Source organism: Bartonella sp. HY038 (assembly GCF_014117425.1).
Taxonomy (GTDB): domain Bacteria; phylum Pseudomonadota; class Alphaproteobacteria; order Rhizobiales; family Rhizobiaceae; genus HY038.
Genome location: NZ_CP059725.1, coordinates 2,930,709 through 2,952,376, shown reverse-complemented (window position 1 = coordinate 2,952,376; position 21,668 = coordinate 2,930,709). Strand labels below are relative to the sequence as shown.

Sequence of the window (21,668 nt, the reverse complement as noted above, 5' to 3'; positions counted from 1 at the left end):
CCCGCAACCGGTTTTGCCAGTGCGGGCTTGATCTTCACTCAAGATCCTTTTAGAACCACTGGCTTATTGCACAGCAGCTTCAAAAGCATTTGGAGTTGTGTCTTTAAGATATTCCAAAGCCTTCTTTGCAGACTGAACAAGAGCAGAAAATGCTGCAGGTTCATGAATTGCAAGATCAGAAAGAACCTTACGGTCAACTTCAATACCAGCCTTGTTAAGACCGTCAATGAAGCGGCCATAGCTTAAACCTTCAGCGCGAACGGCAGCGTTAATACGCTGAATCCACAATGCGCGGAATGTACGCTTACGATTTTTACGGTCGCGATAAGCATATTGCTTTGAACGGTCAACAGCAGCCTTCGCAGTACGAATGGTGCTTTTGCGACGGCCATAAAAACCTGAAGCTTGCTTTAAAACTTTTTTGTGCTTGGCGTGAGACGTTACGCCGCGTTTTACACGTGCCATGTCATGATATCCTTGAAAAAACACTCAATAAGAGTGCGATAATTTCTTACAGTCCGTTAGGAAGATAAAAGTTTACAACCTTTTTGCCATCCGGCTCAGCAAGCACCATAGTGCCGCGTGCGTCACGAATGAATTTATTGGACCGTTTGATCATGCCATGACGCTTGCCAGCGGCAGCAGCCTTGACCTTGCCAGTTGCAGTAATTTTAAACCGCTTTTTGGCAGAAGATTTGGTCTTCATCTTGGGCATTTTGCTCTCCATATGTTAAAAATTAAAGGAAAAGGCTGACCAGAGCCAATTCCAAGCTACTCAAAAGTTACCACGGCATGCCCTGCCGGACAACTTGAACGCTTGCTCCATAGCCTATTGAGGGTAAAATAGCAAGTAAGTGTTCACGAAAAGAAGCGCTTTTCATGGTTTAATAGCCAATCTTTGCGCCATAAACCACCTGCATAGCCAGTTAAAGACCCATCTGAGCCAATAACGCGGTGGCATGGAATAATGATGGCTATCTGATTCTGGCCATTGGCTCTTGCCACTGCCCGCATAGCCGTTGGTCGTTCAATATCTTTGGCAAGAGCTGCGTAAGAGCAAGTCGTGCCGTTGGGTATTTCTTGCAAAGCCCGCCAAACATCGGCGGTAAATGGCGACCCATGAAGGGCTAGCGGCGTTTTAAACATACAGGATTGGCCGCTAAAATAAGCATCAAGTTCCGCACTCAACCGATCTAAAATATCGTTATTGGCAAACTCAATTGCTGACTTCGTCGATAATTGTAGTTTTTTAAGTTCGTTGGGTAGCCCCTTGCGGTCAAAAAACTCAAGCAAATGTAAAAATTGATTATCCGCTACTGCTAGCATTTGACCAATCGGCGTATCAATCCATTTTGCTTTGAGGAGGGTACGGTTTTTAAGTGCCTGTGGCGGCTCACCAATCAATCGAATAATCGCATTACGAAAGCCGCTTGATGATTCGTAGCCAGTTTCTAGTTGGGTATTAATGACTGAATCGCCGGCGCTTAATTGGGCGGCAGCTTTGCTTGCGCGCTTTAGCCTTGCAAGGTCAAGAAAGGTCATGCCAATGGTGCGCTTAAAAATCCGCCGCACCGTTGATAATTCATAGCCAAGTGCGCTGATATCTTCTTCACCCCAAATATGGTCGGGGTTGCTTTCAAGCCTTTGCATCAGGTCTAAATAGCATGGGTCTTTCTCAGAAAGGCTTTGTAAAGGTTTGCATTTCGTGCAGGGGCGAAAACCTTGCTCCAAACAACTTGCCGCATTGTCGGCAAAAAATACATTTTTTTGTAAGGGCTTGCGTGCCTTGCAAGAAAGGCGACAAAAAATACCGGTTGTTTTAACGCAAACAAATATATGCCCATCATAGGCATGGCTTGATGCGCAAAGGGCTTGATATAATTCATCATCATTATTTAAAAAAATTGTGCTCATAAAATCAATATAAAGTATTTTTTCAACGTTGTCCGCCGATTATCGGGCAAGCAATTTTTACAACTGCATTTATAGGCATAATTTTGCAATAAAATATTTAAAAACCCTCAACCTATGGGGAGCGAAGTTTATCCGTAATATACGGACGTCAAAACAATTTCACCGTTTGGAATATCGATGCCCAAAAGAAAAATTAAAATTGAGGCGTTGAGTTAATGGATAATATAGACGGTAACTCGCATTTTTTCCATTTTTAGCTTTAAATCTTCCTTAGCCACATCAGAATATAAAAAGCCGGAAAAAAAGCCATCATCAAGAAAATCTAACACACCATCAAGTTTTGCTTTATCACTCAACTTAAAGGAATTAATAAGAATTTTTAATGTTTTACCTTTTTCCGCGTGTTCGCTTATCCAATCTGAAAATACATCCTTCAAGCCATATGTGCCGAATTTTGATTGTCCACCTTCTGCAAAATAGGTAAATTTTTCACCATTTAGTAAAGCGATAAATGCATTAATGACTTCGGAGGTCGATCGGCATTTAATAAGATTTATTGCAATTTTAGCATTATCCTTGCCATATTCTTCGTCAACCTGGTGATATTGTAAATATTTGATTATAAACATGACACATCCGCACTTTAAAATGGATTGAATTGTTTTGGAAGGCATGTGTTAAAAATTAGGCTTGTTAAAAGCAATCGAACACCAAGGATAATTTCCATTAAGTAAAAATATATGCGAAAGAAACCTATTTTTCAAGAAATAAATATAATCTGTATTTTAGGTATTTGATTGCCCAAATAATACGATATTAATTTTCATTCTCAATGCAAGGTAGCGACATTTTAATATTGCTTTTCAAAATGTCGAAATCTTTAAATTCATTTGGGTCATTAAATAAGTTAACTTGCGCTAAGTAAATCAATTTCGATATATTGTGGTGATAGCTTTGGGCGGTTTGCAAGTTCAATATGGTCTATCACGTGCTACTCTAAAGAAAGCTGTAAAAGCTATAAGCGCATTTTTTCTTTTCCAAAATAGCTATCAACACAATTTACGGTAAATCTTGCCTATCTACCAAGCACTAAAGCCCAATAGCGATAGCTTGGTTTTTGCGGTGATACGGCGTAGGCAAGACCATAATGGCTAAATTCTGGATCAAGCATATTTTTGCGGTGGCCTTTGGAATTCATCCATGCTTTAAAAACTGTTGCAAGGTCAGGTTGGCCAGCCGCAACATTTTCAGCCGCTGCGCCTCTTATGCCAAATCTGCGCACCCGTGCGCCAAAATCATTGCCCCAACCAATCGAATGTCCCATTTTTTGCTTTTGTGCCATACGCTCTGCTTGGTCTTGGGCAGCTTTTTGCAATAATGGATCTGGGCTCATAGAGGATAGGCGATTTTCTTTGCGGATTGCATTGAAAAGCTGGGTAACCTCATCTTCTTTTTTAAATAATTTACCAAGCTGGGCGAAGCTTGTTTGCGGCAATAAAATGCTAGGTGCAAGCGCGATGCCTAGGGTTAAAAAATGGCGGCGGTGCAGCAAGGTTTTAGCATTGCTTTTTTGATCACTCATCATGAAATGCCTTTATTAGATAAGTTCAAGTAAATTAAGCTTCGATTTTAATGCGATATTGAATGAAATCGCTTTTTTGTGCCTTTTGATCATAAAGGGCTTGGGCCGCTTTATTACTTTCTTTGGTTGCCCAATAAAGTCGTTCGCCTCCATTATTTTGGGCAATACTATGGATAAAATCAATAAGCTTGCCGCCAATACCCAATTTCCGCGATTTTTCTGCGGTAAACAAATCTTCCATGTAAAAATAGGGTTTGCTTGTCCATGTTGAAGCATGAATGACAAAATGGGCAATACCGCTTAATTCATTATTGATAAAAGCACCAACTGCAAAGATGGGAAAATTATTGTCCATCATGCGTTGCCAAGCAATATCAAGCTCGATTGTATCAGGATCAGCATCATAAAAAATTATATATTGGCGAAATAATTCAAGCCATGCTTCGTGGTCTGCTTGTTGTAAATAACGAATATTAACGGCATTTTCCATCATTTTCCCCTATCAAAAATTTTAAATATTGCGCTGTTCAATGCGTAAGTTTGAGCCCTGATAAACCCCAACAATGCGCAATTCACTTGAAAAAAACTTTAACTCTTCAAGCGCTAAATGAACAAGGTGGCTTTCTGGGTGGCCTTCAATATCAATGTAAAATTGTGTTGCTTTAAATTGTCCTTCAAGCTGATAGCTTTCAAGCTTAGTAACATTAATACCGCAAGTGGCAAAACCACCCAATGCCTTATAAAGCGCGGCTGGTACGTTACGGACGCGAAAAACAATTGTTGTAACAATATTTTCGTCAGCTTCATCATATTGGGGGCGATGGGCATCGCGGGATAAAACCACAAAGCGTGTAACATTATCGGCTGAATCTTCAACATTTTCTTGCAAAATATCAAGGCCATAAAGTTCTGCCGCTAAAAATGGTGCAAGTGCTGCCATGCTGCGCTCTCCCTTTTCGGCAACCAGTTTGGCGGCACCGGCGGTGTCACCTGCAACCATCGGCTTCCAACCATTTTGCTTGATAATATTGCGGCATTGGCCAAGTGCATGAATATGGCTGTGTACGGTTTTAATTTCTTCACGTTTTACACCGGGTAAAACCATAAGTTGAAAATGGATAGGCAAGTAATACTCACCAATAATATTTAAAGGTGAGCGTGGCAATAAATGATGGATATCAGCAACACGACCAGCCAGCGTATTTTCAATTGGGATCATCGCAAGTTTTGCTTCGCCACTTTCAACGACGCTAAATGCATCTTCAAAAGTTGCACAAGGAAAAGGCTCCATATTGGGAAACATATTGCGGCAAGCCGTATCGGAATTAGCACCATAATCCCCTTGAAAGGCAATTTTTGCTTTTGGTTGCGCTGGTTGTGTAGCCATTATTTTAAAGCCTTTCCATTTTCTAATTTTATGATTTCTTTGGCGCGTTCAAGGTCTTCTAGTGTATCAACCCCAAGGGGAATACTATCAATAATTTCAACATCAATACGCATAAAAGCTTCTAATGCACGCAATTGTTCGAGCTTTTCGCGTTGTTCTAGTGGGGAGGGTTTTAGGCTAACAAAGCGCTTTAGCGCTTCACGCCTATAGGCATATAGCCCGATATGATGATAAAGTGGGCCGGCGCCTGTTGGTGCGGTGGCGCGGGTAAAATAAAGGGCGCGCAAGCGTTGCGGTGCAATTTGTGAGCCAACTACTTTGACGACATTGGGGTTGTTTTTTTCTTCTTCACGGGTAATTTCAACGCAAAGGGTGGCTATATCAACATTTTTGTCATCAAGAGGTGCAAAGGCAGCACGAATTTCATCTGGACTAATGGTGGGCAAATCGCCCTGCACATTGATGATCGCATCATATTTGCCATCACTATCGACTTTTTGTAGCGCTTCAAAAATACGGTCAGAACCCGATTCATGGTCTTTGGCTGTCATTACTGCGTCAAAACCATGTTGAAGCACCATCGCTTTAATGGTTTCATCATCGGTTGCAACAACAACTGAGCCAATATTGGCAGCTTGCGCGCGTTCAGCCACATGGACGATCATTGGCTTGCCGCAAATATCGGCAAGTGGCTTGCCGGGTAAACGGGTAGAGGCTAAACGGGCTGGAATAATGATAAGGGCGGATTGGGTCATGAAATATCCTCAAAAACAGCATTGCCATTTTAAATCATTGCCGATGGTGGGTGTGCTGCGACTTTATAGACGTTGCAGTCTTATTACAAAAGTTCTATTTTACCAAAGCTATTTTTAAAAGGTTTTTCTTTGTCTCATGTTTCGCATTTCAGTTGCTACCATTAATAATTTTATTCTTATCTGCCTGTTATGGTTTATTGTGCTTATCACACTTTATTATGTTAGTGAGACAATTTATAGCAATCCTGATCCAATAAAAAGTGAAAATAGTCTTGTGCAAGAGCCAAGCGCAAATAATATCGCTGATAAGACAACCACAACAACTAAGACTTTAGAAACCCGCCTTGCAACAGGTGATATAGAACATGGGCGAAAATTATTTGGTGAATGCGGTCTTTGTCACATACCCGCTGAGAATGGCCCAAATCGTCTAGGTCCTAATTTGTGGCAGATTGTCGGTCGTCCAGCTGGTGCGGTTAATGGCTTTAATTATTCAAGTGCCATGCGCCAATTGGGGCAAAGCGGTGCAAAATGGAATTATCAAAGCTTGGATGCATTTTTAAGCGCGCCACAACGCACATTAAAAGGCACAATCATGACCTATAAGGGCATGAAAGATGCACAAGATCGCGCTGACCTGTTACTTTATTTGCGCTCTTTAAGTGATAATCCGCAGGACCTACCAAAGGTTGATAAAGCAATTGATAGTGAAGACCAGTAGTTTTGCACTATTTTGTTGGTGTAAAAGTCCATCTTATTCATTTATTAAAGATAATTAATTATGAAGAATTTGCCATAAGTTTGGCAAAAAGCACATGATAATAGCATTTAAACTATAGCTCATAGATGCTCGACAAATGAATTGATAGGCAAAGGTTCAATATGCAAAGAGTAGCGACATTTTTTAAAATCATACTTCTAACTGCTTTGATAATGCCTTTTAATGTCGCGCTTAACGCTCTTGCCGAGCCCGCCAATCACCAACAAGAGTTGGGTGTGCAATCTGATAATACCCAGCAAAGCTCACCTAAAGCTGAACCAATATGGCGAACAAGTTCAAGTCTTGGCGATGCACCCAAATATGATGCTAATTTTAAACATTATGATTATGTCAATCCTGCTGCAAAAAAGGGTGGAACTCTTAATATTATTGTAACTGGTACTTTTGATAATCTAAATGCTTTCATTCCTAATGGTAATGTTGATAGCAATATTATGTTGATTTATGATACTTTGATGGCACGTTCAACAGACCAACAAAGTGTAAACTATCCGCTTATCGCTACGGCCTTACAATATCCTGATGATTATTCTTGGGTGAAATATAAAATAACGGATAAGGCGACATTTCATGATGGTACACCGATTACGCCGGAAGATGTGGCTTGGTCATTTAATACATTAAAAAGTGTGTCGCCCATTTATAGCTCTTATTATAGTGGTGTAAAATTGGCGGAAGTCACCGGAAAAGACGAAGTCACATTTATTTTTGCTGAAGCAGGAAACCGCGAATTGCCTAATATTATCGGCCAATTGCCGATTTTGCCAAAACATTGGTGGGAGGCAAAGGACGCTAATGGTAAACCGCGTGATATTTCTAAGCCTTTGCGTGAAATACCGCTTGGCTCTGGCCCTTACCGTTTGGAAAACTATAACTTTGGCAAATCCTCTCTTTATAAACGGGTGGATAATTATTGGGGTAGGGATTTGCCGGTCAACATTGGCCGCAATAATTTTGATGCGGTTCGCAACACTTATTATTTGAATGAAAACGCCAGTTGGGAAGCCTTTAAAAAAGGCGGTATTGGTGATTATAGGCAAGAAACCCGTATTCAATCTTGGATGCAAAAATATGATTTTACTGCAGTTAAAAACGGTTTGGTTAAACGCGAAAGCTTTGAAATTCATAGCTCTGGTCGCATGCAGGGTTATTTTATAAATTTACGGCGTGAAAAATTTGATGATGTTAGAGTGCGTAAGGCTTTAACTTTAGCCTTTGATTTTGAACATATGAACCGAGCTTTGTTTTTTGATCAATATCAACGCATCACCAGCTATTTTTATGGGCTCGATTTTGTTACCGCGCAAGAGATGCCGCAAGGTAAAGAATTGCAATTATTGGAAAGCGTTAAGTCGGAAGTACCAATAGAAGTATTTGAAAAGCCTTTTACCTTGCCTGTTTATAAGAATTCAACAGAGCTGCGTAAAAATTTAAGCGAAGCTATGAAATTGTTGCAAGATGCTGGTTGGCAGTTGAAAAATAATCAATTGGTTAATGCGCAAGGCGCGCCTTTTAGAATTGAAATTTTGTTGGATAATTCAGCTTTCGAGCGGGTAACCGCCCTTTATATTGCCAATTTAAAGCGCTTGGGTATTGATGCAACAATGCGCACAATTGACACTGCCCAATATCAAAACCGTCTTTATAATTATGATTATGATGTTATTTCTAGCATCATCGGCCAATCAGATTCACCAGGTAATGAACAGCTTTATTATTTTGGCTCAAGCATGGCAAATAAAAATGGCGGTAAAAACTATGTCGGCATTAAAAATCCTGCAATTGACGCAATGATTAACGCCATTATTTATGCCAAAAATCGTGATGATTTGGTTGCAGCGGCAAGGGCAATGGATCGAATTTTATTATGGAATTACTACGTGGTGCCGCAATGGACATCATCAAAGATTAATATTGCCTATTGGGATAAATTTGATATTCCGCGACCGCAGCCAGAGGTATCAGGTTTTGATATTTATTCTTGGTCAATTGATCCGCAAAAAGAACAAGCGTTACAGCAAAAATCGTCAGGTCAATAATCTTATCGGTAATTATGGTTTTAAATAGCGGCATTTATTTTGCACTTTATTTACCATATTTGCTTAGAGTTACGTTTTATCATTATAACAAAATTAGGCGAATTTCGTTTTGTGACTGATTGGTAAAAATCAATTGCATATTGAAGAAAGAAAATGGCAATGAAATCAATGGCGCGGATAGAGCCGCTAGCAATAATGGGGAGATATTAATGGCCGCTTATATCCTACGCCGCTTATTGTTGATTATACCAACCATTATTGGCATTTTAACCATTACTTTTGTTATTTTGCAATTTACCCCTGGTGGGCCAATTGAAACCATTGCTGCACAATTGCAAGGTGGCGGAAATGGTCCATTAGACCGTATCTCTGGCGGTGGCGGTGATATGGGCATTAGCGCTGAAAATGTTGGCGCTCACACAAGTTCCAGCCAGTCAATCTATCGCGGTGCGCAAGGTATGGACCCAGCCTATATCAAAAAGCTTGAAGAAAAATTTGGTTTTGATAAACCAGCTTGGCAACGCTATCTCATTTTATTGCGCGATTATAGCACATTTAATTTCGGTAATTCTTTCATTTCAGACCAACCAATTATCGATATGATTAAAAAGACCTTGCCTGTTTCGGTGACGCTTGGTCTTTGGTTAATGCTCATTTCCTATGCGATTTCCATTCCTCTTGGTATTCGCAAAGCGCTTAAAGATGGCTCTGCCTTTGATGTTTGGACAAGTGCGGTTATCATTATCGGCTATTCTATTCCCGGCTTTTTGTTTGGCGTTATGCTGATTGTATTTTTTGCCGGCGGTTCGTTCTTTGACTGGTTTCCACTTCGCGGATTAACCTCCGATAATTTTGATGAATTATCATGGGGTGGCAAGATTCTTGATTATTTATGGCATATCACTTTGCCTGTTGCTGCTATGGCAATTTCGGCTTTTGCTACAACAACATTGCTTACTAAAAACTGCTTTTTGGAAGAAATCCGTAAGCAATATGTGGTAACCGCCCGCGCCAAAGGGCTAAGTGATCGTAAAGTGCTTTATGGGCATGTTTTCCGCAATGCAATGTTGGTCGTTATTGCTGGCTTTCCTGCAGCATTTATTAATTCCTTTTTTACCGGCTCGCTGCTTATTGAAATGCTGTTTTCCTTAGAAGGCATGGGGCTCATGAGTTACACGGCAGTTGTGGATCGTGACTATCCAGTTGTACTTGGCACTTTGTTCATTTTTTCATTGCTTGGCCTCGTTGTCGCGCTTGTGTCAGATCTTGTTTATATGTTGGTTGATCCGCGTATTGATTTTGAAAAGAGGGATGTATAATGGCGAGTAATCCTTCAAATATTATGGCGGGTGAAAATACCGCTAATGGTTTAGCAAGCGAAATTGCGCAGGACGTTCATCGTTCAAGCGAACAAAAACAAAATAAACAAAAACATCGCCGTCCGTTTTTGTCGCCATTAAACCAACGGCGTTGGCGTAATTTTAAGAAAAATCGTCGTGGTTATTGGTCTCTTTGGTTATTCTTATTTTTATGCCTTTGTTCGTTTGGGGCTGCCTTTATTGCCAATGATCGACCGATTATTGCGTCCTATAAGGGTGAATTGCTGTTTCCAGCCTTTGTTGATTACCCTGATGAAAAATTTGGCGGCACTTTGGCTGCTGCCTATTTTCGTGATGGCTATATTCAAAAAGAAATAAATGAGCATGGTTGGGCGATTTGGCCACCTATTCATTATTCTTATGATACACCAAGCGAGCAAACCCAAGCTTTATCTCCACCCTTTTGGATGCAAAGTAAGGATGAGCGTTGCAGATTTTATGATGGTGGTGCAGCAAATCCCGAATGTAAATTTGGCAATTGGAATATTCTAGGGACAGACGATCAAACGCGCGATATTTTTGCCCGCGCTCTTTATGGCTTCCGCGTATCGGTGGCCTTTACGGTTATTTTAACCGTATTCTCCACAATTATTGGCGTTGCGGCCGGTGCGGTGCAAGGTTATTTTGGTGGTTGGGTTGATCTTATTTTCCAGCGATTTATTGAGATTTGGTCGTCTATACCAACGCTTTATTTGCTGATTATTCTATCGGCATTTTTTGCACAGGGCTTTTGGGTATTGCTGGCGATTATGCTGCTGTTCCAATGGGTAACATTGGTTGGCGTGGTGCGGGCCGAATTTTTACGAGCGCGTAATTTTGAATATGTTAATGCCGCACGTGCGCTGGGTGTTTCCAATATCACTATTATGATCCGTCATTTATTGCCAAATGCAATGGTTGCCACCATTACCTTTTTACCATTTTTGTTAACTGCTGGCATTTCAGCCCTCGCTTCACTTGACTTCCTTGGCTTTGGTTTGCCGCCCGGCTCGCCCTCGCTTGGTGAATTAATGCTGCAGGCAAAAAACAATATTAATGCGCCGTGGATTGGTATAACCGGCTTTATTACTCTTGCCGTGCTTTTATCCTTGCTTGCCTTTATTGGTGAAGCGGCGCGTGATGCGTTTGACCCAAGAAAGACACTCCAATGACGCCATTGCTATCAGTTCGCGATCTTTCTGTTGCCTTTCGTCAAGATGGTGAAGAAAAGCTATCGGTAAAAAATGTGTCCTTTGATATTTTGCCCGGTGAAACCGTTGCACTGGTGGGTGAATCAGGGTCAGGTAAATCAGTCACGGCTTTATCGGTATTAAAATTATTACCCTATCCTATGGCTAGCCATCCATCGGGCGAAATTTTATTTCGCCAAGATGATAGGGACAAGGATTTGATGAAATATAGCGAAAAGCAGCTGCAAAGCGTGCGCGGCAAAGATATTTCGATGATCTTTCAAGAACCAATGACTTCGCTTAATCCGCTACATCGAGTGGAGCAGCAGATTGGTGAGATTTTACGTATCCACCAAGGTATGAGCACTAATGCTGCGCGTTTGCGTACGGTTGAACTTTTGGAGCAGGTGGGCATTAAAAATGCAGCAACTCGGCTACGCTCTTACCCACATGAATTATCCGGCGGACAAAGACAGCGGGTCATGATTGCTATGGCATTAGCCAATAATCCGCGTTTGTTGATTGCTGATGAACCAACCACCGCCCTTGATGTAACGGTACAAGCGCAAATTTTGGATCTTTTGGCTGATTTGAAAAAACAACATAAAATGTCCATGTTGTTTATCACCCATGATCTTGGCATTGTGCGAAAAATTGCCGACCGTGTTGCGGTCATGACTAAGGGTGAAATCGTTGAGATGGCACCGGTGGATGAAATATTTGCCAATCCCCAACATGAATATACCAAAAAGCTTTTAGCAGCAGAGCCAAAGGGTAGTCCGCCTGCGGTTGATCCAAATGCACCAATTATTATGCGCGGCGAAAATGTGCGGGTGTGGTTCCCGATAAAGACCGGGCTTTTTCGTAGAACAACCGATTATATCAAAGCGGTGAATGGCATTGATATTACCATAAAAGCAGGGCAAACTTTAGGCGTTGTTGGTGAGTCAGGCTCAGGAAAGACAACCTTAGGACTTGCTTTAATCCGCATGATTTCGTCAAAAGGCATTATCAAATTTGATGATAAGAATATTAATGCTTTAAGCTTTAAGAAAATGCGGCCATTGCGCCGCGATATCCAAATTGTTTTCCAAGATCCTTTTGGCTCATTGTCGCCGCGCATGTCGGTGGGGGAAATTATTGCCGAGGGGCTTTCTATTCATGAGCCAAAGCTATCCTATGATGAGCGCGAGGATAGGGTGATTGCCGCGATGGAGGAGGTGCGCCTTGATCCGCAATCGCGCCATCGCTATCCCCATGAATTTTCTGGCGGGCAAAGACAGCGTATCTCGATAGCGCGTGCCATGGTGTTAAATCCGCGTTTTGTTATGTTGGACGAGCCAACCTCTGCTCTTGATATGAGTGTGCAAGCCGAGGTAGTTGATTTGCTGCGCGAGTTGCAACGAAAACACAATCTTTCTTATCTTTTCATCAGTCATGATTTAAAGGTGGTTAAAGCCCTTGCCAATGAGGTGATGGTGATGCGTGATGGTAAAGTGGTTGAACGGGGGGCCGCAAAAGATATTTTTGCTAATCCGCGTGAAGACTATACCAAAACCCTTATGGCCGCTGCTTTTAATATGAATACGCGATTAAATAATGAGAAAGTTATGCCAAAACTATAAAACACCAAAAATTCGCTTTGGTGTTTAACAAATATTGTTCATAAAATTAGCAACCTCTAATCGTAAAATTTATGACAATGCTTTCGCATATCATCTAGCGATATTAGTTGTTACTTAGACCGTTAAATTCGTAAGAAAAGTGCTTTCCCATTTGGATGGGGAGGCTTTCCAACGCCTTAAATTTTTTACCTCATTGCTGACAAAAAAACATATCAGAATTTATTAATCAAAATAAAAATACGAGTTTTAACGCAGGATTTTATGCTTAAATTGGACTATATTGGTCGTGAAAATTAAGAAAATATATGATCTGTTATGCTAAAATAGTTGATATTGATGATGTTATAAACGAAGAGATTACCATCTCTATCGGCGAATTTACTCTTGTCTGCTTTTGTGGCTATATGCCAAAGGCATTTGATAAAAATAAAATTTATCTTTGTGAAATTGACCTTGATTTTTTTGATAATGAAATTCTAGAAGAGGCCAAGGGTAATAATGTCAGGATCGAGCGTGATGGGGACGGTTTTAACTATACTCTTTATGGCTATTACAGTCATGGTTCGTTGTTTTTAAATGGACTTTATTTTGATGATGAATTTTTATTAGACTATGGCTATCTTGATAATAAATTTGTCCAAATAAAAGTAAGCAGAATAAATCTTAATATTTTATCAAAATGAGTTTATTGATGCCTTGGCTTTAAAAAAACGTTGCAGCAACAAATGCTACAACGATTAAAGATATATTAGAGCGCATTTCGATCTGATTGGATCAAATCCGCGCTCTAATACATTGTTTACACCGCGTTTTTCGTCCGAAAACCGCTTCACACTTTTCTAAAAACGCTCTAAAAGCAAATAGATAGATTTTTAAGCGCTATGGGAAAAGATATCACTTTCAGACCAGCCCATAAGGTCGAGCTCTGCTCTTGATGGCAAAAACTCAAAACAGGCTTTTGCAACATTTGTGCGGCCTTCGCGGGCAAGGCGTTCTACCAAAATTGCGCGTAAGCGATGTAAGTAGAGGACGTCAGATGCCGCATATTCGATTTGCGCTGGCGTTAATTCAAAGGCTGCCCAGTCAGATGATTGCTGCTGCTTGGAAATTGTAACATCCAATAATTCAATGCAAATGTCGCGCAAACCATGGCGGTCGGTATAGGTACGGGTAAGTTTTGACGCAATTTTAGTGCAAAATACTGGCTTTACTTCCGTATCAAAAGCAAGGCTTAAAACGGCAATATCAAAGCGGCCAAAATGGAAGATTTTTTCAATTTCTTGATTTTTTAAAAGGCTCACCAAATTAGGTGCAGTTTTTTGCCCCTTAGCAATTTGAATAACGTCGGCAGTACCATCGCCAGGGGAAATTTGTACAACGCATAAACGGTCACGATGAGGTTGCAACCCCAAAGTTTCAGTGTCAATGGCAACTGCCTTAACATTTTTATAATGGTCGAGATTTGGCAAATCACCCCGATGAACACGAATATCAGTCATCAAATTTTTCCTAAAACATGGTTATTAAATATGCCGTGCAAAATTGTTCTTTGCACGGCTAGAAATATTATGCAAGTGCCGCCAAAATACGTGCCCAAGAACGTTGCCCCTTGTGAAAAGAGGTCAAATTATATTTTTCATTGGGTGAATGGATGCAGTCACTGTCAAGAGCAAAGCCGACAAGCAGGGATTCCATTTTTAAATAATCTTGAAAATCGCCAACAATTGGAATAGAGCCGCCCATGGCAACCAATTCCGCTTGCTTACCCCATTCTTGCGATAGGGCAATTTTAGCCTTGGAGACAATTGCGGAATCATAAGGCAATTGAATAGCAGGGGAAGCGCCATGCTCGATAAATTCAACCGAGCAATCAGCAGGGATGCGTTCTTTAACAAATTTGCGGAAAGCGTTGCGAATTTGGATCGGGTCTTGCTTATGGACAAGACGGAAAGAGATTTTAGCCGATGCTTGTGCTGCAATAACAGTTTTAAAGCCTTCCCCTTCATAGCCACCGCTAATGCCATTAAATTCGGCAGTAGGACGCGCCCAGATAAGTTCAAGCAGACTGCGATTATTTTCACCGCTTGGGAAAGACAGGCCAACTGGATTTAAAAATTCTTTTGGCCCAAGACCAAGATTGTCCCATTGTGCTAAAATTTGGGTAGGGGTTTCTTCAACACCATCATAAAAGCCGGCAATAGTCACTGCGCCATTTTCATCATGCACATCGGCAAGAATTTTGCTCAAAATGCGGATAGGGTTAGCGGCAGCTCCGCCATAATAGCCTGAATGAAGATCACGATTGGCAGCTTTTACAATAATTTCTTCGCCCACAAGACCGCGCAAGCCAACTGAAATGGAAGGCGTTGTCTCATTCCACATCGATGTATCACAAACAAGGGCAAAATCAGCGCGCAATTCATTGCGATGGCTTTCTAAAAATGGCTTTAAGGAAGGGGAACCCGATTCCTCTTCACCTTCAAATAAAATGGTAACTGCAACAGGTAATTGCCCAGTTTCTGCTTTAAAAGCCCGCAAAGCTTCAACAAAGGTCATAAGCTGACCCTTGTCATCAGATGAGCCACGACCAGTAATAACTTTTTGCCCATCGCGCTCTTTCACTTTTGGGTCAAACGGATCATCCTCCCAAAGGGCAAGCGGATCAACTGGCTGAACGTCGTAATGACCGTAAAACAACACGTGAGGGCAGTTTTCGCTTGGGCCTGCATGATGGGCAACCACCATTGGGTGGCCGGTCGTATCGCGGCGCGATGCTTCAAAGCCAATAGATTTTAGATCTTCTACCAGCCAATCCGCAGCTTTTTTACAATCTTCCCTAAAGGCAGGGTCGGTGGAAATAGATTTAATTCTTAACAAATCAAATAGCCGTTCAAGGCTTTGATCAAGATTACCATCAAGGCGTTTAAGAACATTTTCCAGCATCATAAATTCACTTTCCAAAAATTGTAAAATAATTAAGCAGTATTAAAGCTAAAAAAAACACTTCAAGCAAGGGCGCAGTTAAAATAAGCTTGGGCCTATCATCTTCGTGATCAAATAAATTGATCTTCAACCATTATCTTGGCAAGATGAACAATAAAAGGTTGAGCGACCCGATTGTACAATGCGTGAAATGATTGTGCCACAATTGGTGCATGGTTGGTTTTCACGACCATAAACAGCAAAATTATGTTGGAAATAGCCAAGTGAACCATCCGCATGGCGATAGTCACGCAAGGTCGAGCCACCAGCTTTAATTGCTTCAGCAATAACATCCTTAATGGCAATGGCTAATGCTTCACTTTTTTGCAACGCAAATTCACTACCATTGGCTAAATGTTCACCGCTTAATTGCGGCGATAGTCCCGCTCGCCATAAGGATTCGCACACATAAATATTGCCAAGGCCAGCAATGATGCTTTGATCCAATAATAAGGCTTTAAGGGGAGCTTTCTTATTTTTAAAGGCATCGCGCAGATAGTCGCCTGATAATACGTTGCCTAAGGGTTCAATGCCTAGTTTCTTAAATGCTGCATAGTCAGCAAAATTTGTGTCTAGCTCAAGGGTGAAGAAACCAAAACGGCGCGGATCATTATAAACGGCTTCAAAAATTTTACCATCTTTATTAAGCCCTAAAATGACATGGTCATGGGCGACTATTTTATCTTTTGGTGTATCATCACCGCTTTGACGCAGCCGCCATGACCCGGACATCCCTAAGTGGCTAACAATAAAAAAGCCACCATCAAGATGGATAACAAGATATTTAGAACGCCGTATTAAGGATCTGATTTTTTGCCCTTTAATGAGGTCTTTCATATTTTCTGCATAGGGCAAACGCAATTTTTTATCACTGGTTTTAATATAGTCGATATGTGCGCCTTCAAGATCTGGTGCAAGACCGCTACGGACCGTTTCAACCTCGGGTAGTTCTGGCATTTATAGTCCCTAATTCCTATTGTAGTGAGCGTATTTGGTTTTGTTAAAAAAATATTGTCAGGAATAATTATAGACTGCTCGGCATATTATTCGTTAGTTTTATTCAATAGGTGGTCAATCTGTCATATGAATGCAATAAATCTATGCGAAAAATAAATCATCGGTGTTATTGTCATGGCTTTGACCACGGATGTACTGGCAAAGCTTGACAAAAGGTCGGGCACTCCATTTCCCGGCCTTTGCTTTTTTTAGCGGATGATTTTTTCATCCGCTATTTTTTTGCGTTATAGCGTTAAACGTTAAATGCCCATTCACCTTGGCGGAATACAGCAACACGGCTACCATCGGGCTTAATGCCATCAATATCCATATCTTTGCCGCCAATCATCCAATCAATATGGATAAAGCTGCGATTGCCGCCAAGCGCTGCAATTTGGTCAGCACTTAATGATGCGCCATCCTTAAAGCATTTGGAATAGCATTGACCAAGCGCAATATGACAAGCGGCATTTTCGTCAAACAAGGTATTATAGAATAATAAACCACTTGCGGAAATCGGTGAAGAATGAGGCACAAGGGCAACTTCACCTAAATGGCGGGCACCTTCATCGGTATCAAGTACCTTGTTTAAAACAGCTTCGCCTTTAGATGCTTTTGCTTCAACCACTTTGCCATTTTCAAAACGCATGAAAATATCATCAATCAAGCTGCCTTGGTGCGACAAGGGCTTGGTTGAGCGTACATAGCCATCAACACGGCTATGATGGGGTGTGGTAAATACTTCTTCAGTTGGAATGTTCGGATTGCAAATAATACCATTTTTAGCCATGGATGCGCCGCCATGCCATTCATGCTCATCGGCGAGACCTACGGTTAAATCAGTTATTGCGCTTTTAAAATGCAGCGCAGAAAAATTTTGCCCATTGAGCCATGAACTGCGCAGACGTAAATTGGCATTATGGCGTTGCCAAGCTTCAACCGCACCATCATTATCAACACGGCTTGCTTTAAAAATAGCTTCTGCTAATTGATGGGTGGCTTCATCTTCACTCAACTGGGGAAAAACAACTTTTGCCCATGATGGATTGGGATAGGAAACAATATTCCAATTCACGTCAAAACCGGCAATTTTTTCAAGCGCAGGTTGATAGGCAAGCGAGGTTGCTTTGTTAAGACGTGATACTTTTTCAGGATCTTCGTTAGAAAGTAAAAGTGGATTATCGCCAGCAATGGCAAGGCGAGCTGCGCCATTTTCAAAAGCTTTTGCCATGCCTTCATAAAGCCATGAAGCGGCGCGGTCAAAGCTTGCATCATGGCCGTTATGAAAACGTTCTAGGCTTAAAACCTCGTCACCAAAAAAAGGGGTCACAACGCCTGCACCAGCCTTATAGGCATGATGGGCAATGCGGCGCACCAAAGGCAATGCCGCAATCGGCGCGGTTAAGACAACATCTTGTCCTTCTTTTAACCCAAGCCCAACTTTCACCGCAACTTCTGCTAAACGGTCAAGTTTCGTTTCATCAATAATTGTCTTATTTTCTTGCATGGATTTGACCTCTTTTTTACTTGCAAATTATTGGCTAAAATTAATATCGCTGAAAGCCAATGAAATGCAATGCTTAAATATCACATAACAATGTCTATTGCCGTATGGAAAAGCTTTTTTATCATTTTATTATTGATCGCCAATTTTCTCATTTAGCAATGATAAATAAGCGCCTATCGATTAATCATGCCCTCATATTCCCATGAAAAATATTGGCATAAATAAAGTTGAGCATCTATCTGGCTAATGATCTGCTTTGCATTACTTAAAATATTTTGAATAATATCTTTGACCTTTTGCCAGCTATATTTCTCAATTAAAATGATTTTATAAGGACGATTCAAGTTGTTGTGTTTTAATTGGGCAATGCCCTCTCTTGTTGCAATCATCACGCTATAAATGTCACTGCCATCTTCACCCCTATAGCCAATATACATGTCAAGTGAATAAAAGACACAATTATCAAGTGGCTTCCATTTTTCAATATTATCAATATCTGAACAATGGAAGCCTTTGATTTCAAGCTGTTTGCTTATTAATTTTGTGTATTTTTTGGGCATTTTAAAACCTAAGATAAAATCAAAAGTTTTGCTTTCATCCTTAACTTAAACGCTTAAAACGGGCGGCAAAAAAACCATCCATGCCACTAAGTTTTGGATTTTCATTGGGTAAATCGGCAGGCGTCGTGCGTAAATATCCTTCATCGGTTAAAATATTTGCATAAATATTTTTAGCCTCATCGGACGTATTATTAAAGCTTTGGCAGAGTTCTTCAACTGTGAAAGGAATAAGCGCAACATTGGTGCGGTTTTTCAAAAACTTAGTAACCAGTCTTTCGCCTTCTCTTTTGCTTAAAGAACAGTTGGAAAATAATATCATGCCGCCAATTTTAACCAGATCAATGCTTTTTTCTAAAAGCTGCAATTGTAAATCTGCAAGCCTGCCGATTTCATCAAGGGATTTTGTCCACAATACATCGGGATGGCGGCGAATAGTGCCAGTTGATGAGCAGGGCGCATCAAGCAATAGTGCATCAAAAGGCTGTTCTGGTTTAAAATCCTGCAATTCGCCATTATAAGTGGCAACATTGAAGTTTAAACGTTCCATATTGGCAATGAGCCGTTTCATGCGATTTGTCGAGGCGTCAACCGCCGTGACATTTGCCCCAGTACTGGCAAGCTGCGCGGTTTTACCACCAGGGGCCGCACATAAATCGGCAATATTTTGCCCTTTAACAGCTTTCATTAAGCGGGCAGGTAGGCTTGCTGCAACATCTTGCACCCACCATTTACCTTGGGCAAAGCCCGGTAATTCTGGAATAGAGCAATCAACTTCAGCAATTCGGATAGATAGGAAGGGCAGCACTTCGCCGCCAAGCTCTTGTGCTATTGCTTCAACATCACCGCTTGCCGTGATGTCCAAAGGCGGCTCATAGGCTTGTGCCTTAATGATGTCTTGGGCTTTTTCTTTTCCGTAATCGCGCTCTAGCATTTGCGCGAACCATAAAGGCACATTAGATAGAACATCATCTTGCTGTAAAATTGCATCTTTTTCTCGGGTAAAGCGGCGTAAAATAGCGTTTACTAGGCCAGAAAAACGAGTGAGGCGCGGATCGGATTTGGCAATGGTGACAGCAAGATTAATTGTCGCATGATCTGGTACATCAAGATAAAGAATTTGCGCCGCACTAATATGAATAAGATGTTTTAATGCGCTAGCATTTTGCGGTAATGGCCTATCGACAAACTGGTCAATCGCATTATCAATAGCACCGCGATTTCTTAAAGCTGCACCCAAAATTGCCCGTACCAAAGAGCGGTCTCGCACATCCAGTGCTAAATATTGAGGGTGGCCATGCTCATTATCGGTTAAGCCATCAAGCGAGGTTGCCTTGTCAATCACTGCGCCAAGCATACGCAAGGCTGCTTGCCGAACAGCGATGCCAGCCACTTTGGGCTGGCGATCTTGTTTGTTACTATCGCGTTTTGGCTTCTGATTATTGTTTTTTTGCGCTTTGGCGTTGTTCAAGACCATGGACCTCTTGGCTTATTATCTTTTTTAACTTTCATCCAGCTTGGCCGCTCAACAGTTTTGCGCATGGTTTGCCTTGGGCTATTGCTGCGCATGTCGAAGGTGCTGTTTGACTGTGTTCCCATCTCTTGAGCCATTTCACGCAATTTTGCAATACGATTCTCAGTATTAGGGTGGGTTGAGAAGAGATTATCTGTTCCTCGACCTGATAATGGGTTGATAATAAACATATGGGCGGTAGCAGGGTTATGTTCGGCTTCGTCATTAACCACTTCATGGGCGCCGCGAGCAATTTTGTTTAAAGCCGATGCAAGCCATAAAGGATTGCCGCAAATTTCTGCGCCGCGTCTGTCGGCAGCATATTCACGGGTACGACTAATTGCCATTTGTACGAGCATCGCAGCAAAAGGCGCAACAAACATGATAATCACCGTTCCAATTATCCCAAGTGGATTGCTAGAATTGCCGTTGGAATCGCGATTGCCACCAAAAACAAAGGCAAGATTTGCCAGCATTGAAATAGCACCAGCAATAGTTGCGGTAATTGTCATGGTTAAAGTATCACGATTTTGCACATGGGCAAGCTCATGCGCCATAACGCCAGCAATTTCTTCCGGTGTTAGGCTGTTTAATAGCCCAGTTGTTGCTGCAACTGCCGCATTTTGTGGATTTCTACCCGTTGCAAAAGCATTGGGTTGCGGGTTTTCCATAATATAAACGCGTGGTTGTGGCAGGCCTGCTTTGCGGGCTAAATCGCTGACAATATTGTAATATTCAGAGTTAGAGCGTGCATCAACCTCACGGGCACCATACATGCGCAACACCATTTTATCTGAATTCCAGTAAGAAAACAGGTTAAGGCCAGCTGCAATCACAAAGGCAATCATCATGCCCGAAGGGCCACCGACAATATAACCTACACCCATGAAAAGGGCCGTCATGAATGCTAAAAGCATGGCGGTCCGAATAATGTTCATCTACAAAACTCCATTGTCAATTTGTTTCTGTTCGTATTTTGTAAATCTACTTACCCACTTATTATATTATAATGACCAAAAAATGCCTATTGAGGACAGTTTTTGTGATTATTTGAAGCATAGGAATATTCCTAAGCTTGTCTTTAAAAATAAGCTGGCAAGATTTACCAATTTTATATAAAATGTGGATTTGTAAGAATTTTTTCAATGGATTGGTGAAAAAATGACGGAAGAACAGCAAATAATCAATAAAGATGATGATGTCGCCGAGGAAAAGCTCATTGCACCGGCAGCAAAACGTGCTTTAGCCGAAGCACAAGAGCGCCGTGAGCAGGCAGCCCTTGCCGCTGAAAAGACGAAGCGAGAACTTGGTGGGCGCGGTGGTCATGACCCTGCGCGTTATGGTGACTGGGAAATTAAAGGCCGTGCTATCGATTTTTGATTATGACGGGCGCGGTTGATTTAAGTGCTTTTAAAGCCTAAAAAAGCAAGGGTATTGTTTGCCGGTTTAAGCCATCAATACCCTTGCTTATATATTTGTCTT

22 protein-coding genes are annotated in these 21,668 nt (G+C 41.4%); 7 read left to right on the top strand and 15 right to left on the bottom strand.

The window, feature by feature from the left end; translation table 11 throughout:
* Window positions 1–63: 63 nt before the first annotated feature.
* The 8 genes from rplT to H3299_RS12770 all read right to left on the bottom strand — a co-directional run bounded on the left by rplT (window position 64) and on the right by H3299_RS12770 (window position 5,638).
* Window positions 64–465, bottom strand: a complete 402-nt coding sequence (gene rplT, locus H3299_RS12805) for a 50S ribosomal protein L20 (RefSeq protein WP_182418027.1) — start codon at window positions 463–465, stop codon at window positions 64–66.
* A 46-nt stretch (window positions 466–511) separates the two neighbouring features.
* Window positions 512–715: a 50S ribosomal protein L35 gene (gene rpmI / locus H3299_RS12800; RefSeq protein ID WP_182418026.1), complete on the bottom strand. Its 204-nt coding sequence runs from the start codon at window positions 713–715 to the stop codon at window positions 512–514.
* Window positions 716–858: 143 nt separating this feature from the next.
* Window positions 859–1,914 (bottom strand): bifunctional transcriptional activator/DNA repair enzyme AdaA, encoded by a 1,056-nt coding sequence (locus H3299_RS12795; RefSeq protein ID WP_182418025.1) that lies wholly within the window; start codon window positions 1,912–1,914, stop codon window positions 859–861.
* A gap of 212 nt (window positions 1,915–2,126) precedes the next feature.
* The gene (locus H3299_RS12790; protein WP_182418024.1) at window positions 2,127–2,543 is read right to left on the bottom strand and encodes a hypothetical protein; all 417 of its coding nucleotides are present in this window, start codon (window positions 2,541–2,543) and stop codon (window positions 2,127–2,129) included.
* A gap of 446 nt (window positions 2,544–2,989) precedes the next feature.
* Window positions 2,990–3,499, bottom strand: coding sequence for a CAP domain-containing protein (locus H3299_RS12785; protein WP_246708081.1), 510 nt, complete (start codon window positions 3,497–3,499; stop codon window positions 2,990–2,992).
* A 31-nt stretch (window positions 3,500–3,530) separates the two neighbouring features.
* Entirely contained in the window at window positions 3,531–3,989 is a 459-nt protein-coding gene (locus H3299_RS12780; protein WP_182418023.1) for a GNAT family N-acetyltransferase, read from the bottom strand.
* Between the two features lie 18 nt (window positions 3,990–4,007).
* On the bottom strand, window positions 4,008–4,883 hold the full coding sequence (locus tag H3299_RS12775) for a prephenate dehydratase (protein WP_182418022.1): 876 nt from the start codon (window positions 4,881–4,883) through the stop codon (window positions 4,008–4,010).
* Window positions 4,883–5,638 (bottom strand): 3-deoxy-manno-octulosonate cytidylyltransferase, encoded by a 756-nt coding sequence (locus tag H3299_RS12770; protein WP_182418021.1) that lies wholly within the window; start codon window positions 5,636–5,638, stop codon window positions 4,883–4,885. Before H3299_RS12770 ends, H3299_RS12775 begins: the two co-directional genes overlap by 1 nt.
* 136 nt (window positions 5,639–5,774) lie before the next feature.
* On the opposite strand from H3299_RS12770, the gene H3299_RS12765 reads away from it, so the two are divergent.
* The 6 genes from H3299_RS12765 (at window position 5,775) to H3299_RS12740 (ending at window position 13,314) form a co-directional block, all read left to right on the top strand.
* Window positions 5,775–6,359, top strand: a complete 585-nt coding sequence (locus tag H3299_RS12765) for a cytochrome c family protein (protein ID WP_182418020.1) — start codon at window positions 5,775–5,777, stop codon at window positions 6,357–6,359.
* 161 nt (window positions 6,360–6,520) lie between these two features.
* On the top strand, window positions 6,521–8,458 hold the full coding sequence (locus H3299_RS12760; RefSeq protein ID WP_246708080.1) for an extracellular solute-binding protein: 1,938 nt from the start codon (window positions 6,521–6,523) through the stop codon (window positions 8,456–8,458).
* 209 nt (window positions 8,459–8,667) lie between these two features.
* Window positions 8,668–9,777 (top strand): microcin C ABC transporter permease YejB, encoded by a 1,110-nt coding sequence (locus H3299_RS12755; RefSeq protein WP_182418019.1) that lies wholly within the window; start codon window positions 8,668–8,670, stop codon window positions 9,775–9,777.
* Window positions 9,777–10,988 (top strand): ABC transporter permease, encoded by a 1,212-nt coding sequence (locus tag H3299_RS12750; protein ID WP_246708079.1) that lies wholly within the window; start codon window positions 9,777–9,779, stop codon window positions 10,986–10,988. Before H3299_RS12755 ends, H3299_RS12750 begins: the two co-directional genes overlap by 1 nt.
* Window positions 10,985–12,631: an ABC transporter ATP-binding protein gene (locus H3299_RS12745; RefSeq protein WP_182418018.1), complete on the top strand. Its 1,647-nt coding sequence runs from the start codon at window positions 10,985–10,987 to the stop codon at window positions 12,629–12,631. Before H3299_RS12750 ends, H3299_RS12745 begins: the two co-directional genes overlap by 4 nt.
* Before the next feature lie 305 nt (window positions 12,632–12,936).
* A complete protein-coding gene (locus tag H3299_RS12740; protein ID WP_182418017.1) occupies window positions 12,937–13,314 on the top strand; it encodes a hypothetical protein in 378 nt (125 codons plus the stop codon).
* A 189-nt stretch (window positions 13,315–13,503) separates the two neighbouring features.
* On the opposite strand, the gene H3299_RS12735 is transcribed toward H3299_RS12740, so the two are convergent.
* From H3299_RS12735 to htpX, 7 genes are all read right to left on the bottom strand, one after another.
* Window positions 13,504–14,130 (bottom strand): ribonuclease D, encoded by a 627-nt coding sequence (locus H3299_RS12735; protein WP_182418016.1) that lies wholly within the window; start codon window positions 14,128–14,130, stop codon window positions 13,504–13,506.
* A gap of 67 nt (window positions 14,131–14,197) precedes the next feature.
* Window positions 14,198–15,577 (bottom strand): M20/M25/M40 family metallo-hydrolase, encoded by a 1,380-nt coding sequence (locus H3299_RS12730; RefSeq protein WP_371739563.1) that lies wholly within the window; start codon window positions 15,575–15,577, stop codon window positions 14,198–14,200.
* A 123-nt stretch (window positions 15,578–15,700) separates the two neighbouring features.
* Window positions 15,701–16,570, bottom strand: a complete 870-nt coding sequence (gene mutM / locus H3299_RS12725) for a bifunctional DNA-formamidopyrimidine glycosylase/DNA-(apurinic or apyrimidinic site) lyase (RefSeq protein ID WP_182418015.1) — start codon at window positions 16,568–16,570, stop codon at window positions 15,701–15,703.
* A 292-nt stretch (window positions 16,571–16,862) separates the two neighbouring features.
* Complete coding sequence (locus H3299_RS12720; RefSeq protein WP_182418014.1) at window positions 16,863–18,116, bottom strand: aminopeptidase; 1,254 nt, start codon at window positions 18,114–18,116, stop codon at window positions 16,863–16,865.
* A 173-nt stretch (window positions 18,117–18,289) separates the two neighbouring features.
* Entirely contained in the window at window positions 18,290–18,676 is a 387-nt protein-coding gene (locus H3299_RS12715) for an Imm8 family immunity protein (RefSeq protein WP_182418013.1), read from the bottom strand.
* A 40-nt stretch (window positions 18,677–18,716) separates the two neighbouring features.
* Entirely contained in the window at window positions 18,717–20,150 is a 1,434-nt protein-coding gene (locus H3299_RS12710) for an RsmB/NOP family class I SAM-dependent RNA methyltransferase (protein WP_371739561.1), read from the bottom strand.
* Entirely contained in the window at window positions 20,141–21,124 is a 984-nt protein-coding gene (htpX, locus tag H3299_RS12705; RefSeq protein WP_182418011.1) for a zinc metalloprotease HtpX, read from the bottom strand. Before htpX ends, H3299_RS12710 begins: the two co-directional genes overlap by 10 nt.
* Before the next feature lie 223 nt (window positions 21,125–21,347).
* On the opposite strand from htpX, the gene H3299_RS12700 reads away from it, so the two are divergent.
* The gene (locus H3299_RS12700) at window positions 21,348–21,566 is read left to right on the top strand and encodes a DUF1674 domain-containing protein (protein ID WP_182418010.1); all 219 of its coding nucleotides are present in this window, start codon (window positions 21,348–21,350) and stop codon (window positions 21,564–21,566) included.
* The last annotated feature ends 102 nt before the right edge of the window (window positions 21,567–21,668 follow it).

Excerpts from the sequence above, each read along its gene's own strand:
- H3299_RS12745 (WP_182418018.1), top strand. The coding sequence starts at position 10,985 with ATGACGCCATTGCTATCAGTTCGCGATCTTTCTGTTGCCTTTCGTCAA.
- H3299_RS12765 (WP_182418020.1), top strand. The coding sequence starts at position 5,775 with ATGTTTCGCATTTCAGTTGCTACCATTAATAATTTTATTCTTATCTGC.
- H3299_RS12780 (WP_182418023.1), bottom strand. The coding sequence starts at position 3,989 with ATGATGGAAAATGCCGTTAATATTCGTTATTTACAACAAGCAGACCAC.
- H3299_RS12785 (WP_246708081.1), bottom strand. The coding sequence starts at position 3,499 with ATGATGAGTGATCAAAAAAGCAATGCTAAAACCTTGCTGCACCGCCGC.
- H3299_RS12740 (WP_182418017.1), top strand. The coding sequence starts at position 12,937 with ATGATCTGTTATGCTAAAATAGTTGATATTGATGATGTTATAAACGAA.
- H3299_RS12700 (WP_182418010.1), top strand. The coding sequence starts at position 21,348 with ATGACGGAAGAACAGCAAATAATCAATAAAGATGATGATGTCGCCGAG.
- H3299_RS12770 (WP_182418021.1), bottom strand. The coding sequence starts at position 5,638 with ATGACCCAATCCGCCCTTATCATTATTCCAGCCCGTTTAGCCTCTACC.
- rpmI (WP_182418026.1), bottom strand. The coding sequence starts at position 715 with ATGCCCAAGATGAAGACCAAATCTTCTGCCAAAAAGCGGTTTAAAATT.
- H3299_RS12720 (WP_182418014.1), bottom strand. The coding sequence starts at position 18,116 with ATGCAAGAAAATAAGACAATTATTGATGAAACGAAACTTGACCGTTTA.
- htpX (WP_182418011.1), bottom strand. The coding sequence starts at position 21,124 with ATGAACATTATTCGGACCGCCATGCTTTTAGCATTCATGACGGCCCTT.
- H3299_RS12775 (WP_182418022.1), bottom strand. The coding sequence starts at position 4,883 with ATGGCTACACAACCAGCGCAACCAAAAGCAAAAATTGCCTTTCAAGGG.
- H3299_RS12750 (WP_246708079.1), top strand. The coding sequence starts at position 9,777 with ATGGCGAGTAATCCTTCAAATATTATGGCGGGTGAAAATACCGCTAAT.
- H3299_RS12795 (WP_182418025.1), bottom strand. The coding sequence starts at position 1,914 with ATGAGCACAATTTTTTTAAATAATGATGATGAATTATATCAAGCCCTT.
- H3299_RS12790 (WP_182418024.1), bottom strand. The coding sequence starts at position 2,543 with ATGTTTATAATCAAATATTTACAATATCACCAGGTTGACGAAGAATAT.
- H3299_RS12735 (WP_182418016.1), bottom strand. The coding sequence starts at position 14,130 with ATGACTGATATTCGTGTTCATCGGGGTGATTTGCCAAATCTCGACCAT.
- H3299_RS12760 (WP_246708080.1), top strand. The coding sequence starts at position 6,521 with ATGCAAAGAGTAGCGACATTTTTTAAAATCATACTTCTAACTGCTTTG.
- H3299_RS12710 (WP_371739561.1), bottom strand. The coding sequence starts at position 20,150 with ATGGTCTTGAACAACGCCAAAGCGCAAAAAAACAATAATCAGAAGCCA.
- H3299_RS12715 (WP_182418013.1), bottom strand. The coding sequence starts at position 18,676 with ATGCCCAAAAAATACACAAAATTAATAAGCAAACAGCTTGAAATCAAA.
- H3299_RS12755 (WP_182418019.1), top strand. The coding sequence starts at position 8,668 with ATGGCCGCTTATATCCTACGCCGCTTATTGTTGATTATACCAACCATT.
- mutM (WP_182418015.1), bottom strand. The coding sequence starts at position 16,570 with ATGCCAGAACTACCCGAGGTTGAAACGGTCCGTAGCGGTCTTGCACCA.
- H3299_RS12730 (WP_371739563.1), bottom strand. The coding sequence starts at position 15,577 with ATGATGCTGGAAAATGTTCTTAAACGCCTTGATGGTAATCTTGATCAA.
- rplT (WP_182418027.1), bottom strand. The coding sequence starts at position 465 with ATGGCACGTGTAAAACGCGGCGTAACGTCTCACGCCAAGCACAAAAAA.